The sequence below is a fragment of the Pseudomonas sp. KH_050 genome (assembly GCF_057838875.1).
Genome location: NZ_CM174478.1, coordinates 2304836 through 2324443 on the forward strand (window position 1 = coordinate 2304836; position 19608 = coordinate 2324443).

Below are 19608 nucleotides of genomic sequence, written 5' to 3' on the forward strand. Positions count from 1 at the left end.
GGGTATGCACTATCACTTGCGACCGCTGAAGTTCTGCCTCTGAAACTCAGTGCGGAACCAGTCCGCGAGCATGGCTTTTTCGGCATAGAGGCGGTCACTGTTGGCTGCCCGGCCGGGACGCTGCAGGTAGAACTTGTCACTGAGCCGGGCGTCGGCCTGGCGGATCGTCTGATCGTTTTGCTTGAGTACATAGTGCAGTTTCATCGACGGCCAGGTGATGTCGCGCATGAACCGCACCTGGCTGGCATTGACACGCCAAGGCTCGTAGCGACCGGCCAGATCGATGTCACTGACTTCGATCTGCAACACTTGTCCAGGCTGCAGATACCGTTTGCCGAGCTGCTCGAACGAGCTGCGCAGTTCTTTCATGACGTAATCGTCGGCGCCGGTTTCATAACCGGTAGTGTTCAGGCTGGCATCTCGAAACGATTCGGGATTCTTGAAGTTGACCTCGACCGAGGTCGTTGCGGCGAACGGTTGCGTCATGCTGCCCAGCATCATCAGCAAGACGGCGGTACCCGCGCCTGTCACACGCATGACACACCTCCGGACCCGGCTTGAGAGAAGCCGGCATCTGCTATTAAGTTTACCCCTCGCAAGGGTTTCGGCAACTTCAGCCAGGGCGTTGAGTCGCGGTTTTTTTCGGGTTGCACCTTGCAGGTCCGAGCGCTGGTAATTCAGGTCGTTCAGCTATTCTGGCAGCAAACATGGCATTTCAAGGTGTGTTGATTGTATACATCTAGCTGGACATTTGTTCCGACTGTTGCATACAGTGTGCGCATAACAAAAACCAGAGACCCCCTCACCATGAATACGCCTTCTGTTTCAAAACAACGGCCCGAGGATCAGAAACTCGGGATCGGCGCGAATATGGCTTACGGCCTGCAGCACGTTCTGACCATGTACGGCGGTATCGTCGCGGTGCCGTTGATTGTTGGTCAGGCGGCCGGGCTGGCTCCGGCGGATATCGGTCTGTTGATCGCCGCGTCGCTGTTTGCCGGTGGCCTGGCGACGTTGCTGCAAACCCTTGGTTTACCCTTTTTTGGTTGTCAGTTGCCGCTGGTGCAAGGTGTTTCGTTTGCCGGGGTTGCGACCATGGTGGCGATTGTCGGCAGCGGTGGCAGTGGGGGTATTCCAGCGATATTGGGCGCGGTGATGGCGGCGTCGTTGATCGGGTTGCTGATCACGCCGGTGTTCTCCAGGATCACCAAATTCTTCCCGCCCCTGGTGACCGGTATTGTGATCACCACCATTGGCCTGACGCTGATGCCGGTGGCAGCGCGTTGGGCCATGGGCGGTAACAGCCGCGCCGAGGATTTCGGCAGCATGCAGAACATTGGCCTGGCAGCCATGACCCTGGTACTGGTGCTGTTGCTGAGCAAGATCGGTAGTGCGGCGATTTCGCGCTTGTCGATTCTCTTGGCGATGGTCATCGGTACGCTGATTGCGGTGTTTCTCGGCATGGCCGATTTCTCCCAGGTCACCGAAGGGCCGATGATCGGCTTCCCGACGCCGTTCCATTTCGGTATGCCGACGTTCCAGGTCGCGGCCATCCTGTCGATGTGTATCGTGATCATGGTGACCCTGGTGGAAACGTCCGCAGACATCCTCGCGGTCGGTGAAATCATCAATACCAAGGTCGATTCAAAGCGTCTGGGCAACGGCCTGCGCGCCGATATGCTGTCGAGCATGTTCGCGCCGATCTTCGGCTCCTTCACCCAGAGCGCCTTTGCGCAGAACGTCGGGCTGGTCGCGGTTACCGGGGTGAAGAGCCGTTATGTGGTGGCCACTGGCGGGCTGTTCCTGGTGATCCTCGGTCTGTTGCCGGTGATGGGGCGGGTGATTGCTGCCGTACCGACTTCGGTATTGGGTGGCGCCGGTATCGTCCTGTTCGGCACCGTGGCTGCCAGCGGGATTCGTACGCTGTCCAAGGTCGATTACCGCAACAATATGAACCTGATCATCGTCGCCACCTCCATAGGTTTCGGCATGATCCCGATCGCCGCACCGACCTTCTACGATCACTTCCCGAGCTGGTTCGCGACCATTTTCCATTCCGGGATCAGTTCGTCGGCAATCATGGCGATTGCCCTGAACCTGGCATTCAACCATTTCACCGCTGGCAACTCGGATCAACAGTCGGTGTTCGTCGCCGGTACCGAGCGCAGCCTGTGCTTCCATGATGTCGCGGCATTGCGTGAAGGTGACTATTTCAGCGGTGGCAAGCTGCACGATGCTGAAGGTAACGAGATCCCGCTGCTGGCTGAGCCCTTGCATGCCTCGCAGGATCATCATTCGCACGATCCAAAGGCCGCGAGCGCGTCGGGTAGTACCGTAGGGGCTGCCGCAGGCTGCGATCCTTTGTAGGGGCCCGAGAAAAAACTTTCAGGATATGTCGTGTTTAGCGCAAAAGATCGCAGCCTGCGGCAGCTCCTACGGGGGGGTGTGTGCTCCCACCCTATTGCGGGTGTACCCGGTTGGCGTAGGAGCTGGCGCAGCCTGCGATCTCTTGGCGGTTCTGGATATTGCCCGAAGCAAGATCAAAAGATCGCAGCCTGCGGCAGCTCCTACGGGGGGTTGTGTGCACCCACCCTATTGCGGGTGTACCCGGTCGGCGTAGGAGCTGGCGCAGCCTGCGATCTTTTGGCGGTTCTGGATATTGCCCGAAGCAAGATCAAAAGATCGCAGCCTGCGGCAGCTCCTACGGGGGGTTGTGTACACCCACCCTATTGCGGGTGTACCCGGTTGGCGTAGGAGCTGGCGCAGCCTTCGATCTTTTGGCGGTTCTGGATATTGCCCGAAGCAAGATCAAAAGATCGCAGCCTGCGGCAGCTCCTACGGGGGGGTGTGTGCACCCACCCTATTGCGGGTGTGCTCGGTTGGCGTAGGAGCTGGCGTAGCCTGCGATCTTTTGGCGGTTCTGGATATTGCCCGAAGCAAGATCAAAAGATCGCAGCCTGCGGCAGCTCCTACGGGGGGGTGTGTGCACCCACCCTATTGCGGGTGTGCTCGGTTGGCGTAGGAGCTGGCGTAGCCTGCGATCTTTTGGCGGTTCTGGATATTGCCCGAAGCAAGATCAAAAGATCGCAGCCTGCGGCAGCTCCTACGGGGGGTTGTGTGCACCCACCCTATTGCGGGTGTACCCGGTCGGCGTAGGAGCTGGCGCAGCCTGCGATCTTTTGGCGGTTCTGGATATTGCCCGAAGCAAGATCAAAAGATCGCAGCCTGCGGCAGCTCCTTGTATCTCGACTATCGCTCCGCCAGGAGCGATAGTTCTCGACTGATCATCGAGGGAGGGATTTGGAAGCCGTGCAGCTCCTTAGGCCTAGAGCCTGCGACGTAGATCGTGCTCCAACCCTCCACACTCACTCATATAGTTCGAACGGTATCTTGGGCCCGTCTCTGGCGAGAGCCCGCATTCGCAAGGTTGGACAGAGTGCAGTGATGATCACAATTGATTCAATTGGGAGACGATCATGTCCGATTATGTTGGCGTCGACGCCGCTAAACACACCTTTGACATCGCCAAATACCTGCCTAACGGCAAACATAAAACCAAAGCAAAATTGCCCAATGCAATCAAGGGGTTCGAGGAGTTCCACGCCTGGCTGCAGAAGCACGTCGAGCCTTCAGCCTTAATCGTGATGGAAGCCACCGGCATCTACCACGAAGCGCTGGCCGAGTTCTTGTACAACAAGGGCTATCGGGTCTGTGTCGTCAATCCTGCGCAGACCAAAGCCCATGCCAGGAGTGATTTGCAACGGGTCAAAACAGACAAGACCGACGCCAAGCTAATCGCCGATTTCGCCAAGGAAAAGCATGAAAAGCTAACGCTGTGGGCGCCGGAGCCACTGAAGTATCGACAGGTGAAGGCCATGGTTCGTCGCCTGAATGACCTTCAGGAAATGCTGCAAATGGAACGTAATCGTCTGGACGTGTCCGACGACAGCGTCAAGGTTTCGATCAATTCCGTCATCAACCACATCCAGAAAGAGATTGCCGAAACCAAAAAGGCGCTGAAGAAACACATTGATGACGACCCGGACATGCGCCAAATGCGCGACTTGGTGGTGACCATTGATGGCATTGCCGACAAATCGGCGCAGATGCTTTTTGCCGAGCTGGGCGACCTGCGAAAGTATTCGAATCCTCGACAAATGGTGGCGGCGGCGGGCTTAAATCCAAAGCTGGAAGAGTCTGGCCAGCTTAAGGGCCGCACCTTTATCTCGAAAATCGGATCAGCGCGACTCCGCACCGGGCTCTACATGCCAGGTCTGGTGGCGATGCAGCATAACGAAGCGATTATCGCGCTCAAAGAGCGATTGAAAGCCAACGGCAAGGCCCCCAAGCAGATCATCTGTGCAGCGATGCGCAAGCTGCTGCACATCATCTTTGGAGTGATCAAATCGGGCCAACCATTTGACCCGAAACTTGCGCTTGCCCGGTGAGGGTTAAGACGGTATCTACAGGGGGTTGTGTGCACCCACCCTATTGCGGGTGTACCCGGTTGGCGTAGGAGCTGGCGTAGCCTGCGATCTTTTGGCGGTTCCGAAGAGTGCCCGAAGCAAGATCAAAAGATCGCAGCCTGCGATTTTTTGATTTTCCGCACGATGCCCGACGCCTGTGGTCGTAGATTGTGTCCGCATCTTTCGCGCATTCCGCGCCTGTGTGCTGCGAGCACTCTCTGGAGCGCCGATGAGTCAGGATGTCCTAGCGACCGAAACCAATCGCCGTCAGTTGCAGCAGATCATCTCCGGGCTGTCGGACGGGGTCATCCTGATCGAAGTGGATCAAACCATTCTCTGGGCCAACGAAGCCGCGCTCACCATGCACGGTGTCAGCCAGGTCAGCGAACTGGGCGCCAATGCGCAGGAATATGCCGAACGCTTTGCCTTGCGCTACCGCAACAACCATCCGGTGCTTGCCGACAGTTACCCGATCAGCCGCGTCGCCAAAGGCGAGATTTTCAGCGATGTGATGGTCGAAGTCACCGCCAACGCCGACCAGCAACGCACCTGGGTCCATCGCATCCGCAGCATGATTCTCGAGGATCGCAGTGGCGAACCGGAGTCGTTGGTGCTGATTTTTGCCGATGTCACCGACTGGGCCAGCGCCGAGCAGCGCTTCGAAAAGACCTTCAATGCCAACCCTGCGCCGGCGGTGATTTGTCGGTTGAGTGACCTGCGTTACATCAAGGTCAATCAGGGCTTTCTAGAGATGACCGGCTATGCCCGCGATCAGGTCATCGGTCGTTCGGTGTATGAGCTGGATGTGCTTGAAGATGCCGATCGCAAGGACCTGGCCATCGAGCGCTTGAACGCGGGCGCTACCATTCCGCAGATGGAGGCCGAGCTGCGCTTGCCCGAGGGCGGCAGCAAGCTGGTGGTAGTCGCCGGACAGCCGCTGGATATCAATGATGAAGCCTGCATGTTGTTTTCCTTCATGGACCTGGAGCCGCGGCGCAAGGCCGAGATCGCTCTACGTCAGAGTGAAGAGCGTTTTGCCAAGTCCTTTCGCCTGACGCCAGTGCCGATTCTGGTGTGCTATGCCGAAAGCCGGCAAGTGGTCGACATCAATGAAGCCTTCCTGACAACTACCGGTTACACCGCTGAAGAATTGCTCGGCAAGACGGTCGAAGAAATTTCCTTTGTCGAAAGCCCCGAGGCCTGTGCACGCTTGTTCACAGCGCTGGAGAAATCCGGAAGCCTCGACGGTGTGGATCTGAAGTTGCGCAAGAAAGGTGCTGAACTGATTGACTGCGTGGTCTCGGCGGACACTGTCAGCATTCAGGATTCGCCCTGCTATTTACTGGTGCTGATGAATATCACCGAGCGCAAGCGTACCGAGCTGGAGCTGGTGGCGGCCATTGAAGAGGTGATGCAGGACGCCTCCTGGTTCAGCCGGACTCTGATCGAAAAACTCGCCAATGTAAAAAGCGTGAATTCACCGCAACTGCCAAGCATTTCATTCGCTGACTTGACGGCTCGCGAGCGGGATGTGCTGAGGTTGATCTGCGAGGGGCTGGCGGATAAGGAGATCGCCGCGCGTCTGACGCTGGCGCCCAATACGGTGCGCAATCATGTGGCGATGGTGTATTCCAAACTCGATGTTCACAGCCGCAGTGAAGCGATTGTCTGGGCCCGTGAGCGCGGTCTGTTCGCCGGTGAACGGCGGGCCAAGGGCAAGCAGTAAAGGTGCAAATGCACTAGGTCAGCCAGTGCAAATTCAGCTTCTGCCGGCTATGGGCGTTTCTTACTCTTTGAATAGCGACATCCCTCTTTTTGGATGGGTGTCGCGATCCCTTTAAAGCAGGCTAAGGAACGTTACATGTACAGCGAACAGATCAATGCTGCAGTCGATGCAGTCGCCGTTAAAACCCTGGGTATCCTCGGGTGATTTCCCTATCGTTATTGCGCGGTTATCTGCAGCAGAGTTTCCTGCCGCTGGCGTGCGACTGCGATCTGTGTCCCGGGCCGACATTGACGGTGCGTGTCTATGACCCTGTCAGTGGCCGGGTCGATTTGGTGGTCGGTGGCCTGCGTCCGGAAAAGCTGAAAACCCTGGAAGATGTTCAGGCCCTGATTGAAGAACTGCGCTACGAATTGCAGAGCAACAGCCTCGACCGCTCCGGGACGGCGTAGCCGACCGTATTCACGCCGAAACCTGCGTCACCGGCTCGGTCAGTACTTTCCTGAAGGTTTCCACCAGCGGGCGCAGATTGATCCGGTGCCAGGCCGCCCACAACGGCGTGGTGAAGGAAATCCATGGCACTTCCCGCAACACCACGCCGGGTGGCGCGTTACGGCTCAGGCCTTTTTGGATCATCGCGATGCCCAATCCGGAGGCCACCAGCCCCAGCGCGGTAAAGGGTTCGGTCGCCTCCATGCGGATGTCCGGGGTGAAGCCGGCGCGGATGCAGGCAGAGACAAAGTCATCACGACTGGCCGCATCCTGGCGCGGTTGCACGCCAATCCACTCCTGTGCGGCCAGATCCGCGGGTGTCAGTTGCGCCTGGCTGGCCAGCGGATGCTGTTCGGGCAGCGCCAACAGCATTGGGTCATCCAGCACCTGAAGGCTCTGCAGATCCGGATCGTCATTGGCGGGCGGTTCGCTGACCAGGGCGATGTCCAGGCTTCTTTGGCGTAACCCCTCAAGCTGTTCGATGGAGCTCAGGTTGTACAGCGCGACGTGCACGCTTGGCCGGGATCCGCGCAGGACCCGCAAGGCATTCGGCAGCACCCCGGCGTGCATGGCGTTTTCGATGTAGCCGATGCACAGCCCGCCTTCTTCGCCACGGCCGAGCCTCCGCCCCAGGGATTCCAGGCGGTTGGCATGGGTCAGCAGGGCGCGGGTTTCCGCCAGGAAAGTCTGGCCGTCGCGGGTCAGGCGGATACGTTGCTGGCTGCGCTCGAACAAGGTCAGGCCCAGGCGTTCTTCCAGCTGGGCGATCTGCCGACTCAGCGGGGATTGGGAAATGTGCAGCCGTTCAGCGGCGCGACCGACATGTTCTTCCTCGGCGACGGCAACGAAGTAACGGAGTTGGCGGAAGTCGATCATGTGAGACCTGGAGGGACTTAACTGCTGCATATTATGTCTTGGACGGTCCGATCCTCGCAATCCAGAATCTGCTCAACGGTCACTCAAGTGGCCATGACCTGATGAGGATTGATCCATGAGTCTGAAAGACAAACTGCCCGGCGTTCTGGGCTTCGGTACCGCGCCGTTGGGCAACATGTTTCGCGCCATCCCCGAGGAAGAAGCACTGGCTACGGTCGAAGCGGCCTGGGACGCAGGCGTACGTTACTTCGACACCGCACCCTTTTATGGTTCGGGCCTGTCGGAGTTGCGTCTGGGCTCGGCCCTGGGCCGGTACAACCGTGACGACTATGTGCTCAGCAGCAAGGTCGGCCGGGTCATCCTCGATGCAGTCGAGGACGCCACCCACCGTGATCTAGGCGAGAAGAGCGGGGTATTCGAACACGGTCGGCCGAACAAGATGCTCAACGATTACAGCGCCGATGCGACCTTGCGCTCGATCGAGGACAGCCTTGAACGCCTGCAGACCGACCGTCTGGATATCGTCTGGATTCACGACATCGCTCAGGACTTCTATGGCGATCAGTGGCTGGAATACTTCAATCAGGCGCGCACCGGCGCCTTCAAAGTGCTGACCCGCCTGCGCGAAGAGGGCGTGATCAAGGCCTGGGGCCTGGGGGTGAATCGCGTCGAACCTTGCGAGCTGACCCTTGATCTGGCTGAGGCGCAACCAGACGGCTTTCTGCTGGCCGGTCGCTACACTCTGTTAGACCACGACCGTGCCCTGCAACGCTTGATGGATGCGGCGCTGGCGCAGAAGGTCGAGATCGTTGTCGGTGGTCCTTACAGTTCGGGGATTCTGGCTGGTGGCGAGCATTTCGAATACCAGAAAGCCAGCCCGGCGATCATCAACAAAGTCGAACATATCAAGCGTATCGCCCAGGCCCATGGGGTCGACATCAAGGCAGCGGCATTGCAGTTCTCCCTGGCCCACCCGGCGGTTGCCGCGGTCATTCCGGGGTCGAGTCGTCCAGGTCGAATCGCTGAAGACGTTGCCGCTTTATCGGCAAAAATCCCGCGCGCGTTCTGGCAGGCGCTGCGCGAGGCTCATTTGATTTCTGCCAGTGCCCCTTTACCCACTGCTTAAGCATCTGGAGCCGAATATGAACATTGATTTGACTGGAAAACTCGCGATTGTCAGCGGCAGCACCGCCGGAATCGGGCTGGGCATCAGCAAGGCACTGGCCGAGTCCGGGGCCACGGTGGTGGTGATCGGTCGCGAGTCGTCCAAGGTCGAGCACGCATTGAGAGATATCCTTCAGAGTGTGCCCGAGGCCAAACTGCGCGGGCTGGAGGCGGATCTGGGCACCGTCGAAGGCGCCGAGCAGCTGTTCGCCAGCGAGCCACGAGCGGACATTCTGGTCAACAATCTGGGAATCTTCAACGATGTCGACTTCTTCGACACCCACGACAGTGAGTGGGCGCGCTTCTATGAAATCAACGTGATTTCCGGGGTGCGCCTGGCGCGACATTACGTACCGGACATGATCGGCCAAGGGTGGGGGCGGGTGATTTTCCTGTCCTCCGAATCGGGTATCGCCACGCCAGGAGACATGATCAACTACGGCGTCACCAAAAGTGCCAATCTGGCGGTGTCCCATGGTTTGGCCAAGCGTCTGGCGGGAACCGGAGTCACGGTCAACTCAATCTTGCCGGGGCCGACCTTCACCGATGGCCTGGAACACATGCTCAAGGACGCTATTGCGAAATCCGGGCGCAGCGCCCGTGAAGAAGCCGATGAGTTTGTGCGCAAGGCGCGGCCGACCTCGATTATTCAGCGTGCGGCCGAGGTCGAGGAAGTCGCCAACCTGGTGGCCTATATCGCTTCGCCGCTGTCTTCGGCGACCACCGGCGCGGCCTTGCGGGTCGACGGTGGTGTAGTTGACAGCATGGCGATCTGAAGCTTTTTTAACCTTGATTTTTTGGAGAAACTTGCATGGCTAATGCCTCAGAATTCATCGATGTCCCGGTTTCGGCCGATCAAGTCTGGAAATTGATTGGCGGCTTCAACTCGCTGCCGGACTGGTTGCCGTTCATTGTCAAAAGCGAACTCAGCGAAGGCGGGCGGGTGCGCAGCCTGCAAACCGTGGACGGCCTGGTGATCGTCGAGCGCCTCGAGGCATTTGACAATGCCATGCGTTCCTACAGCTATTCGATCAGCCAGGCACCGTTTCCGGTGACCGATTACCTGGCCACCTTGCGCGTTGAAATGCTCGAAAGCGGTCACACCTCGCGAGTCACCTGGGCGGGGCGCTTTACCCCGGTCGGCGTCAGTGAAGAGGAGGCGGTGGAGTTGTTTACCGGCATCTACCGTGGAGGACTGGAGGCGTTGCTGGCCAATTTCCAGGATTGAGTCGAGGGCGTAGACATTAAAGCACCAGCCGCGCACCGCCGCGCTGGCTGGTGCCCACCTCAAGCGTGAACCCGCAAAAGCTATAAGCGCAAATTGCCTTCTCTTCTCAAGCCCGCCCCCAGTGCATAAAACCCGCCGATATTGCCCGGCTAGTGCAAATTGCATGGTCGAGCGCCAAGGGGAAAAACCAACTCATTGAAATAAAGCGATTTATCAAAAGTTCGCGATTGGCACGCTGACTGCAATTTCTCCCGTGAGAGTTGTAACTCCATTTCATGGCGGGAGCAGAACAACAATGAATAGAACCACTGATACTTATCTCACTGCGCTGGACGAGTCGAGCAGCCACTCAGGGGTTTCCTGGGCGGCGATATTTGCCGGGGCCGTGGCTGCGGCTGCGCTGTCGCTGGTGCTGGTGGTGCTTGGCTTCGGGCTGGGTTTCTCGGCAGTCTCGCCGTGGGCCAACAGCGGCATCAGCGCCAAGAGTCTGGGCATCTCGACCATTGTCTGGCTGGCCTTCACCCAAATCGTTGCATCCGGCATGGGCGGTTACCTTGCCGGTCGCTTGCGGGTGAAGTGGGCAAACATGCATGGCGATGAGGTGTACTTCCGCGACACTGCCCATGGCTTTCTGGCCTGGGCGGTCGCGACCCTGGTGACCGCGACCCTGGTCCTCGGCTCGCTGAGCAGTCTCGTCAGCGGCGGGGTGCAGGCCGGTGCCAGCGTGGCCTCCGGTGCAACCAGCGCGATGACCCAAGTCGCTGGCAATGCCGCAAGCAACAGCAGCGGTGGCGATTTTGGCTACTTCGTCGACAGCCTGTTCCGTGACGATCGCCCGGCGGCGGTCAGCGATGACGCGGTGCATGGCACGGTGACGCGAATCTTCGCGCGCAGCCTGGGTAACGATGGCCAGTTGGCGGTCGAGGATCGTAGCTATCTGGCACAACTGGTCGCCCAGCGCACCAACCTCAGCCAGCCCGATGCCGAACGCCGGGTCGACGAAGTGTTCGCCAAGACCCGGCAGGCCGTAGCGGACGCAAAACAAGCCGCCGCGACCGCCAGCAAAGCCGCTGCCTGGAGTTCGCTGTGGATGTTTGTCGCGCTGCTCTGCGGTGCGTTTTTCGCCAGCTTCGCCGCGACCTTTGGCGGTCGCAGTCGGGATGCCGTGGAGTATCTCGAAACCGAAGACTATGTTCGCACCACTTCACTGCCGCCCGTTCGCTAAGCCAGGAGAATGACCATGCGCTCATTACTGCTGTTGTTCCTCGGAGTACCGATCCCGATCATTATCCTGATTGCGCTGCTTACGTGATCTGACGTTGCAATTCAAAGCCGCCGAAGGCCGGAGAAGATCGCCGCCTATCGGCAGCTCCTACGCCGACCACGTCCATCCGCCATTGCCCGGGTGTACGCAAATCCCTGTAGGAGCTACCGCAGGCTGCGATCTTTTGATCTTGATCTTCGACGGTCGTCAAATCGCTAAAAGATCGCAGCCTATCGGCAGCTCCTACGCCGACCACGTCCATCCGCCATTGCCCGGGTGTACGCAAATCCCTGTAGGAGCTGCCGCAGGCTGCGATCTTTTGATCTTAATCTTCGACGGTCGTCAAATCGCTAAAAGATCGCAGCCTATCGGCAGCTCCTACGCCGACCACGTCCATCCGCCATTGCCCGGGTGTACGCAAATCCCGCGTAGGAGCTGCCGCAGGCTGCGATCTTTTGATCTTGATTTTCGACGGTCGTCAAATCGCTAAAAGATCGCAGCCTATCGGCAGCTCCTACGCCGACCACGTCCATCCGCCATTGCCCGGGTGTACGCAAATCCCGTGTAGGAGCTGCCGCAGGCTGCGATCTTTTGATCTTGATCTTCGACGGTCGTCAAATCGCTGAAAGATCGCAGCCTATCGGCAGCTCCTACGCCGACCACGTCCATCCGCCATTGCCCGGGTGTACGCAAATCCCTGTAGGAGCTGCCGCAGGCTGCGATCTTTTGATCTTGATCTTCGACGGTCGTCAAATCGCTAAAAGATCGCAGCCTATTGGCAGCTCCTACGCCGACCACGTCCATCCGCCATTGCCCGGGTGTACGCAAATCCCGCGTAGGAGCTGCCGATAGGCTGCGATCTTTTGATCTTGATCTTCGACGGTCGTCAAATCGCTGAAAGATCGCAGCCTATCGGCAGCTCCTACGCCGACCACGTCCATCCACCATTGCCCGGGTGTACGCAAATCCCGCGTAGGAGCTGCCGATAGGCTGCGATCTTTTGATCTTGATCTTCGACGGTCGTCAAATCGCTGAAAGATCGCAGCCTATCGGCAGCTCCTACGCCGACCACGTCCATCCGCCATTGCCCGGGTGTACGCAAATCCCGCGTAGGAGCTGCCGCAGGCTGCGATCTTTTGATCTTGATCTTCGACGGTCTTCAAATCGCTGAAAGATCGCAGCCTATCGGCAGCTCCTACGCCGACCACGTCCATCCGCCATTGCCCGGGTGTACGCAAATCCCTGTAGGAGCTGCCGCAGGCTGCGATCTTTTGATCTTGATCTTCGACGGTCGTCAAATCGCTGAAAGATCGCAGCCTATCGGCAGCTCCTACGCCGACCACGTCCATCCACCATTGCCCGGGTGTACGCAAATCCCTGTAGGAGCTGCCGCAGGCTGCGATCTTTTGATCTTGATCTTCGACGGTCGTCAAATCGCTGAAAGATCGCAGCCTATCGGCAGCTCCGCCGACCACGTCCATCCGCCATTGCCCGGGTGTACGCAAATCCCTGTAGGAGCTGCCGCAGGCTGCGATCTTTTGATCTTGATCTTCGACGGTCGTCAAATCGCTGAAAGATCGCAGCCTATCGGCAGCTCCGCCGACCACGTCCATCCGCCATTGCCCGGGTGTACGCAAATCCCGCGTAGGAGCTGCCGCAGGCTGCGATCTTTTGATCTTGATCTTCGACGGTCGTCAAATCGCTGAAAGATCGCAGCCTATCGGCAGCTCCTACGCCGACCACGTCCATCCGCCATTGCCCGGGTGTACGCAAATCCCGTGTAGGAGCTGCCGCAGGCTGCGATCTTTTGATCTTGATCTTCGACGGTCGTCAAATCGCTGAAAGATCGCAGCCTATCGGCAGCTCCTACGCCGACCACGTCCATCCACCATTGCCCGGGTGTACGCAAATCCCGCGTAGGAGCTGCCGCAGGCTGCGATCTTTTGATCTTGATCTTCGACGGTCGTCAAATCGCTGAAAGATCGCAGCCTATCGGCAGCTCCTACGCCGACCACGTCCATCCACCATTGCCCGGGTGTACGCAAATCCCTGTAGGAGCTGCCGCAGGCTGCGATCTTTTGATCTTGATCTTCGACGGTCGTCAAATCGCTGAAAGATCGCAGCCTATCGGCAGCTCCTACGCAGATTCGCATACACCCGCGAAATGGTGGATGTAAGCGGTCAGCGTGCATTTCAGGTTAATGGCGACGCGGCGAACGTAAGGTGAATCAAGCATTCCGATCAGCTTCATGGACAACTCCTTTGTGATGAGCAACGGTGCAATGACGGCTGCCAATTTAGCGGCAAACCTTTGCCTGAGCACTTGGTAACGGCGTCCATCCGCCAGCTATGCTTGTTGATTCAGGTGTCGGGTTGACGCGGGAGGCCTGCCATGGACACGGTTAAAACTGCACTGGTGCTGGCCGGCGGTGGCAGTCTCGGCGCGGTTCAGGTCGGCATGTTGCGGGCGCTGCTCGAAGCCGGAGTGGCTTTCGATCTGGTGATCGGTGCTTCGGTCGGGGCGATCAATGGCGCGTATTTCGCAGCCAGGCCCACTGCCCAGGGTGTCGCCGAGCTGGCGGACTTCTGGCGCGGGTTGCGCAAGGCAGATGTGTTTCCGTTTTCGCTGACCGATACCCTGGCCGCGATCCTGCGTCGGCGCGGTTATCTGCTGCAGTCTTCGGCACTCCAGCAACTGGTGCGTCGGGCGCTGCCGGTGACCTTGATCGAACAGACCGAATTGCCCCTGTACATCGTCACCACCAACCTGCTCACCGGCACCGACGAACTGCTGTCGAGCGGCAGCGTTGAACAGGCCTTGCTCGCCAGCGCGGCCATTCCGCTGGTGTTCCCCACTGTACGGATCGGCGACAAATGGCTGGTGGATGGCGGTGTGACCAGTAACACGCCGATTGCCAGTGCGGTATTTTTGGGAGCAACCCGTGTCGTGGTGGTGCCGACCGGATTCGGTTGTGCCTGTCCACAGCCGCCGACCGGGCTGGTGGCGCTGGCGTTGCACACCCTGAACCTGATGAGCATGCGCCAACTGGTTCGCGACATTGAGCTGTATTCGTCGCGGGCCGCTATCCATGTGGTGGCGCCGCTGTGCCCGCTGGGGATTTCGGTGTTCGACTTCAGCCAGACCGATCTGCTGCTACGACGGGCCTATGAGCAGACCCAGGACTGGATCGCGAAAGGCGGGCTGGTGCGCACCGGGGTGCCGGGTTCATTGCAGGCCCACACTCACCACCCGAAGTAAGCCGGATTGCATCCAGGCCTAGTCCTCGAACCCCACCTGCTCGTGAATCTCGTCGACCTTCAATTCCAGGCGATAGGCCACGGCGATAAACAGCGCCTGGCACAGACACAAGGTGGCACTCAACGAGCGGAAAGCGAACGAGCTGCCCTCATTGACCAGCAGCACGGTATTGGCGCGCTTGGCCAGGGGCGACAGGTTGCTGTCGGTGATGATCAGGGTTTTTGCCTGGTGGTGTTGGGCAATACGCAGGCAATGCTGGGTTTCCTTGCCGTACGGCGTGAAGCTGATGGCGATCACCAGATCGTTGGCGCGCACGCTGCGCATCTGTTCGCGGTAACTGCCGCCCAGGCCCGAGACCAGGTGGATGCGCTTGTTGGTGTGCTGCAGGTTGTAGACCAGGTAATCGGCCACCGCGAAGGAACGGCGCACGCCGACCACGTAGATGTTATCGGCATTCACCACCAGGTCCACGGCCTTGTCGAAGGCCTGATCGTCCAGTTCCAGGCCCAGGCGTTCGATACCCGACAGCGTGGCGTTGATGCATTCTCGCGCCAGGTCACCGCCGCTGGCCTTCTGCGACTTGTTGGCGATCATGCTGCGAATGCGCTGCTGGTAGTTCTGCATCGGCGTGGTCTTGTGGGTGTAGGCCTCGCGGAACAACGCCTGCATCTCACTGAAACCACTGAAACCGAAGCGCTGGGAGAAACGCACGATGGCCGAGGGGTGCACTTCGCACTCGCGAGCGATATCGCTGATGCGGTCGACCATGATTCGGTCGCTTTGCTGGCTCATGTAGCTGGCGATGCGTTTGAGCTGGCGCGGCAGGCTTTCGTATTCGTCGGTGATCAGCTGCAGCAGGCGCTCGGCATTGATCGGGGGGCTGACGAGGTCGCTCTCGGGCGTGCTCCCGGGCGTAGCCGGCTGATCGGTGCGGGACATAAAGAATCCTTCTGGCTGGTTCTTTCAGGGACGGCGGGTAAGTGCCGGCCCTCGACACTAGGTTGGCTTGCGCAGTCTACAGGGTAGGCGCAAATAAAATCTTGAGCGTGAAGTCAGGGGTCGAGTGCTGAATCGATGCACTTGAATTTCGTCAAGCTTAATGGAAAAAATATTCCACGTAAAAAATTTATAGAATAAATATTGATCGGGGTCGCGAGACGTTTTAGTCTGGTCCCACACCAAAAGTGTTCGCGCTTGCACCGCGGCGAACGCAGGCTGATAAAAATAACAGGAGCCAGCATGGGCCAGACTCGTTTTGCCAGTGGGCGTCAATTGGATCTGATTTGCCTCGGGCGCCTTGGCGTCGACCTCTACGCACAGCAAGTCGGTGCGCGGCTGGAGGATGTCAGCAGTTTCGCCAAGTACCTGGGCGGTTCATCGGCGAACATCGCCTTTGGCACCGCACGCCTTGGTCTCAAGTCGGCGATGTTGAGCCGGGTGGGCGACGATCATATGGGGCGTTTCCTGCTCGAATCCCTGGCCCGCGAAGGCTGTGACATCAGCGGGGTCAAGCTTGATCCGGAGCGCCTGACCGCCATGGTGCTGCTCGGGCTCAAGGACCGCGAAACCTTTCCCCTGGTCTTCTACCGCGAGAACTGCGCCGACATGGCGTTGCGTGCCGAGGACATCAGCGAATCCTTCATCGCTTCCAGCAAAGCCTTGCTGATCACCGGCACGCATTTCTCCACGGACGGCGTGTACAAGGCGAGCATCCAGGCGCTGGATTACGCCCGCAAGCACAACGTCAAACGGGTGCTGGATATCGACTACCGCCCGGTACTCTGGGGCCTGGCCGGCAAGGCGGACGGCGAAACCCGTTTTGTTGCCGACCAGAAGGTCAGCCAGCATGTGCAGAAAATCCTCCCGCGCTTCGACCTGATTGTCGGCACCGAAGAAGAGTTCCTGATTGCCGGTGGCAGCGAAGACCTGCTCGGCGCACTGCGCACCGTGCGTTCGCTGACGGCCGCGACCCTGGTGGTCAAGCTCGGCCCGCAAGGCTGCACGGTGATTCATGGGGCGATCCCGGCGCGGCTCGAAGACGGCGCGATCTATCCCGGAGTGCGGGTCGAAGTGCTCAATGTGCTGGGGGCCGGCGATGCCTTTATGTCGGGCTTCCTCAGCGGTTGGCTGGAGGACGCGAGCGACCAGCGTTGCTGCCAGTTGGCCAACGCCTGCGGCGGTCTGGTGGTGTCGCGCCACGCCTGCGCCCCGGCGATGCCGACCCGTGCCGAACTGGATTACCTGTTCAACAGCCCGGTACCGATTACCCGGCCCGATCAGGACCCGGTGCTTCAGCGCCTGCACCAGGTCAGCGTGCCGCGCAAGGCCTGGAAACAACTGTTTATCTTTGCCTTCGACCACCGTTGGCAGCTGGTCGAGCTGGCGCAAAAGGGCGGACGTGAGCTCAGCAGCATTGGTGAACTCAAGCAGCTGTTCATCAAGGCGGTGGAGCGGGTCGAGGCCGACTTGCGCAAACAAGGCATCGAAGCGGATGTCGGTCTGTTGGCCGACCAGCGCTTTGGCCAGGACTCGCTGAACGCCGCCACCGGTCGCGGTTGGTGGGTTGCGCGTCCGGTGGAAGTCCAGGGTTCGCGGCCATTGGCCTTCGAACAGGGTCGCTCGATTGGCAGCAACCTGATCGCCTGGCCCCAGGAACAGATCATCAAATGCCTGGTGCAATTCCACCCGGATGACGAGCCATTGCTGCGCCTGGAGCAGGAAGCGCAGATCAAGAGCCTGTACCAGGCGGCGCAAGTCAGCGGCCATGAATTGCTGCTGGAAATCATCCCGCCCAAGGATCACCCGTCAACCCATCCGGATGTGCTCTACCGCGCCATCAAGCGCCTGTACAACCTTGGCATTTACCCCGCCTGGTGGAAGATCGAGGCGCAGAGTGCTGCCGAATGGGAGCAACTCGACACCCTGATTCAAGAGCGTGACCCCTATTGCCGGGGTGTGGTGCTGCTGGGCTTGAACGCGCCGGCCGCGGCCCTTGCCGAAGGTTTTCAGCAAGCCAGTCAGAGCAAGACCTGCCGCGGCTTTGCCGTCGGCCGGACGATTTTCCAGGAGCCCAGCCGAGCCTGGCTGGCCGGGGAAATCGATGACGAAGCGCTGATCCAGCGAGTGCAGGGCACCTTCGTTGAATTGATCGAGGCCTGGCGCACGGCCCGGGGTTGAATGGCGGCCTTTGTGGCTGGGGGCTTTCTGTGGCGAGGGGGCTTGCCCCCGTTGGACTGCGAAGCAGGCCTGAAAATTGCCACCGTGTTTCGTCAGGCACTCCGCGTTTACTGGGTTTACGACTGCTACGCAGCCGAACGGGGCGATGCGGCGTTCCGACAAGCCCCCTCGCCACACGTGTTCGACCTATGAGGTCAGATTCACAGTCAGCAATTTTTTCAGAAAACAACAAAAGGTGCAGCCATGCCCGCTATCCGAATTGGCATCAACCCGATTTCCTGGAGCAACGACGACCTGCCGGCCCTCGGCGGGGAGACGCCGCTGAGCACCGCCTTGAGCGAGGGCAAGGAGATCGGCTACGAGGGCTTTGAACTCAACGGCAAGTTCCCCAAGGACGCCAAGGGCGTCGGCGATGTGCTGCGGCCTTATGACCTGGCACTCGTTTCCGGCTGGTACTCCAGCCGCCTGGCCCGGCGTTCGGCGGCCGAGGAAATCGACGCCATCGGCAGCCACGTCGAGCTGCTGGCGAAGAACGGCGCCAAGGTGCTGGTCTACGGCGAAGTCGCCGACTCGATCCAGGGCCAGCCGATTCCACTGGTTGAACGTCCGCGTTTCCACACCGAACAGGCCTGGCAGGAATACGCCGACAAGCTCACCGAACTGGCGCGTTTCACCTTGTCCCAAGGTGTGCGCCTGGCCTATCACCACCACATGGGCGCCTACGTCGAATCCCCGATCGACATCGACACATTGATGAGCCTGACTGGCAGTGAAGTCGGGCTGTTGTTCGATTCGGGGCACTGCTACATGGGGGGTGGCGAACCACTGGAAGTGCTGCGTAAACACATCGACCGCGTGTGCCACGTGCACTTCAAGGATGTGCGCAAACCGGTGGTGCAACTGGCGCGCAACAACCTCTGGAGCTTCCCGGACTGCATCATCAACGGCACTTTCACCGTGCCCGGCGACGGCGATATCGACTTTGCCGCGCTGCTGGATGTGCTGCTGGCGGCCGACTATCAGGGCTGGCTGGTGGTCGAGGCCGAGCAGGACCCGGCGGTGGCGCCGAGTTATGTCTACGCGAAAAAGGGTTTTCACACGCTGCGCGCACTTCTCGATGCCGCCCTGGCTAACCGGAGTACTGGACAATGAGCCTGCTGGTCAAAAGCAACGCCCAGGGCCAGACCATGGTCGAACTCGGCGCCGGTCAACTGGAGTACGTCGGTTTTGCCGCCTACCGCCTGAGCCTAGGCGAATCCCTGCCGGTCAGTGCCGGTGATAAAGAGCTATGCCTGGTGCTGCTCAGTGGCCGGGTGACGATCCAGGGCGAAGTCCCGGGGCAGGGCACCTTCAACTGGGACAACATCGGCGACCGGCAGTCGGTGTTTGAAGACAAGTCGCCGTTTGCCGCCTACTTGCCGCCAGGCAGTCAGGCGCAAGTGCTGGCCTTGAGCGATGTGCAGATCGCCGTCTGCGCCGCGCCCGGTTCGACCGGCAACGGCCTTGGCCCCCGGCTGATCAAACCACAAGACATGAAACGCAGCGTACGCGGCAAAGGCGCCAATACCCGTTACGTCTGCGACATCCTGCCGGACACCGAACCGGCGCATTCGCTGCTGGTGGTGGAGGTGCGTACGCCGTCCGGGCATTCGTCGAGCTATCCGCCGCACAAGCACGACACCGACGACCTGCCGCACCAGAGCTTCCTCGAAGAGACCTATTACCACCAGATCAACCCGCCCCAGGGCTTTGTCTTTCAGCGGGTTTACACCGACGACCGCAGCATCGACCAGTCCATGGCTGTGGAAAACAGCGACCTGGTAGTGGTGCCCAAGGGCTATCACCCGGTCAGCGTGCCCTACGGTTACGAGTCGTATTACCTGAACGTGATGGCCGGGCCCAAACGCGTCTGGCAGTTCCATAACGACCCGCGGCACAGCTGGCTGCTGGATCTGTAGG

General features: G+C 59.6%; 16 protein-coding genes. 12 read left to right on the forward strand and 4 right to left on the reverse strand.

The features are described 5' to 3' along the window. Nucleotides 1-12: 12 nt before the first annotated feature. On the reverse strand, nt 13-537 hold the full coding sequence (locus tag AC3IUA_RS10520) for a DUF3016 domain-containing protein (protein ID WP_489360655.1): 525 nt from the start codon (nt 535-537) through the stop codon (nt 13-15). 270 nt (nt 538-807) lie between these two features. Here AC3IUA_RS10520 and AC3IUA_RS10525 point away from each other — a divergent pair, with 270 nt between their 5' ends. The 4 genes from AC3IUA_RS10525 to AC3IUA_RS10540 all read left to right on the forward strand — a co-directional run bounded on the left by AC3IUA_RS10525 (nt 808) and on the right by AC3IUA_RS10540 (nt 6641). Then, nucleotides 808-2367: a nucleobase:cation symporter-2 family protein gene (locus AC3IUA_RS10525; RefSeq protein WP_489360657.1), complete on the forward strand. Its 1560-nt coding sequence runs from the start codon at nt 808-810 to the stop codon at nt 2365-2367. 1109 nt (nt 2368-3476) lie between these two features. After that, nucleotides 3477-4448: an IS110 family RNA-guided transposase gene (locus tag AC3IUA_RS10530; RefSeq protein WP_489355766.1), complete on the forward strand. Its 972-nt coding sequence runs from the start codon at nt 3477-3479 to the stop codon at nt 4446-4448. Between the two features lie 247 nt (nt 4449-4695). After that, nucleotides 4696-6192, forward strand: coding sequence for a helix-turn-helix transcriptional regulator (locus AC3IUA_RS10535; RefSeq protein WP_489360659.1), 1497 nt, complete (start codon nt 4696-4698; stop codon nt 6190-6192). A gap of 200 nt (nt 6193-6392) precedes the next feature. After that, nucleotides 6393-6641: a DUF1652 domain-containing protein gene (locus tag AC3IUA_RS10540; protein ID WP_489360661.1), complete on the forward strand. Its 249-nt coding sequence runs from the start codon at nt 6393-6395 to the stop codon at nt 6639-6641. A 10-nt stretch (nt 6642-6651) separates the two neighbouring features. On the opposite strand, the gene AC3IUA_RS10545 is transcribed toward AC3IUA_RS10540, so the two are convergent. After that, a complete protein-coding gene (locus tag AC3IUA_RS10545; RefSeq protein ID WP_489360663.1) occupies nt 6652-7557 on the reverse strand; it encodes a LysR substrate-binding domain-containing protein in 906 nt (301 codons plus the stop codon). 115 nt (nt 7558-7672) lie between these two features. Here AC3IUA_RS10545 and AC3IUA_RS10550 point away from each other — a divergent pair, with 115 nt between their 5' ends. From AC3IUA_RS10550 to AC3IUA_RS10565, 4 genes are all read left to right on the forward strand, one after another. Further along, the gene (locus AC3IUA_RS10550; protein WP_489360665.1) at nt 7673-8683 is read left to right on the forward strand and encodes an aldo/keto reductase; all 1011 of its coding nucleotides are present in this window, start codon (nt 7673-7675) and stop codon (nt 8681-8683) included. A gap of 16 nt (nt 8684-8699) precedes the next feature. Beyond that, nucleotides 8700-9497 carry an SDR family NAD(P)-dependent oxidoreductase gene (locus AC3IUA_RS10555; protein WP_489360667.1) on the forward strand — a complete coding sequence of 266 codons (798 nt, stop codon included), beginning with the start codon at nt 8700-8702 and terminating at the stop codon, nt 9495-9497. A gap of 35 nt (nt 9498-9532) precedes the next feature. After that, nucleotides 9533-9949: an SRPBCC family protein gene (locus AC3IUA_RS10560; protein ID WP_489360669.1), complete on the forward strand. Its 417-nt coding sequence runs from the start codon at nt 9533-9535 to the stop codon at nt 9947-9949. Nucleotides 9950-10244: 295 nt separating this feature from the next. After that, the gene (locus tag AC3IUA_RS10565) at nt 10245-11174 is read left to right on the forward strand and encodes a hypothetical protein (RefSeq protein WP_489360671.1); all 930 of its coding nucleotides are present in this window, start codon (nt 10245-10247) and stop codon (nt 11172-11174) included. 1085 nt (nt 11175-12259) lie between these two features. Here the strand turns inward: AC3IUA_RS10565 and AC3IUA_RS10570 are convergent. Further along, nucleotides 12260-12826, reverse strand: a complete 567-nt coding sequence (locus tag AC3IUA_RS10570) for a hypothetical protein (protein ID WP_489360673.1) — start codon at nt 12824-12826, stop codon at nt 12260-12262. Nucleotides 12827-13605: 779 nt separating this feature from the next. On the opposite strand from AC3IUA_RS10570, the gene AC3IUA_RS10575 reads away from it, so the two are divergent. Beyond that, complete coding sequence (locus AC3IUA_RS10575) at nt 13606-14472, forward strand: patatin-like phospholipase family protein (RefSeq protein WP_489360675.1); 867 nt, start codon at nt 13606-13608, stop codon at nt 14470-14472. A gap of 18 nt (nt 14473-14490) precedes the next feature. Here the strand turns inward: AC3IUA_RS10575 and AC3IUA_RS10580 are convergent, their stop codons facing one another. Beyond that, entirely contained in the window at nt 14491-15411 is a 921-nt protein-coding gene (locus AC3IUA_RS10580; RefSeq protein WP_489360677.1) for a MurR/RpiR family transcriptional regulator, read from the reverse strand. A 300-nt stretch (nt 15412-15711) separates the two neighbouring features. Between AC3IUA_RS10580 and AC3IUA_RS10585 the strand changes: the two genes are divergently transcribed. The 3 genes from AC3IUA_RS10585 (at nt 15712) to iolB (ending at nt 19607) form a co-directional block, all read left to right on the forward strand. Then, entirely contained in the window at nt 15712-17649 is a 1938-nt protein-coding gene (locus AC3IUA_RS10585) for a bifunctional 5-dehydro-2-deoxygluconokinase/5-dehydro-2-deoxyphosphogluconate aldolase (protein ID WP_489360679.1), read from the forward strand. Nucleotides 17650-17892: 243 nt separating this feature from the next. Further along, entirely contained in the window at nt 17893-18801 is a 909-nt protein-coding gene (iolE, locus tag AC3IUA_RS10590; protein ID WP_489360681.1) for a myo-inosose-2 dehydratase, read from the forward strand. Next, the gene (iolB, locus tag AC3IUA_RS10595; RefSeq protein ID WP_489360683.1) at nt 18798-19607 is read left to right on the forward strand and encodes a 5-deoxy-glucuronate isomerase; all 810 of its coding nucleotides are present in this window, start codon (nt 18798-18800) and stop codon (nt 19605-19607) included. The genes iolE and iolB overlap by 4 nt, the downstream gene beginning before the upstream one ends. Nucleotide 19608: the final 1 nt, after the last annotated feature.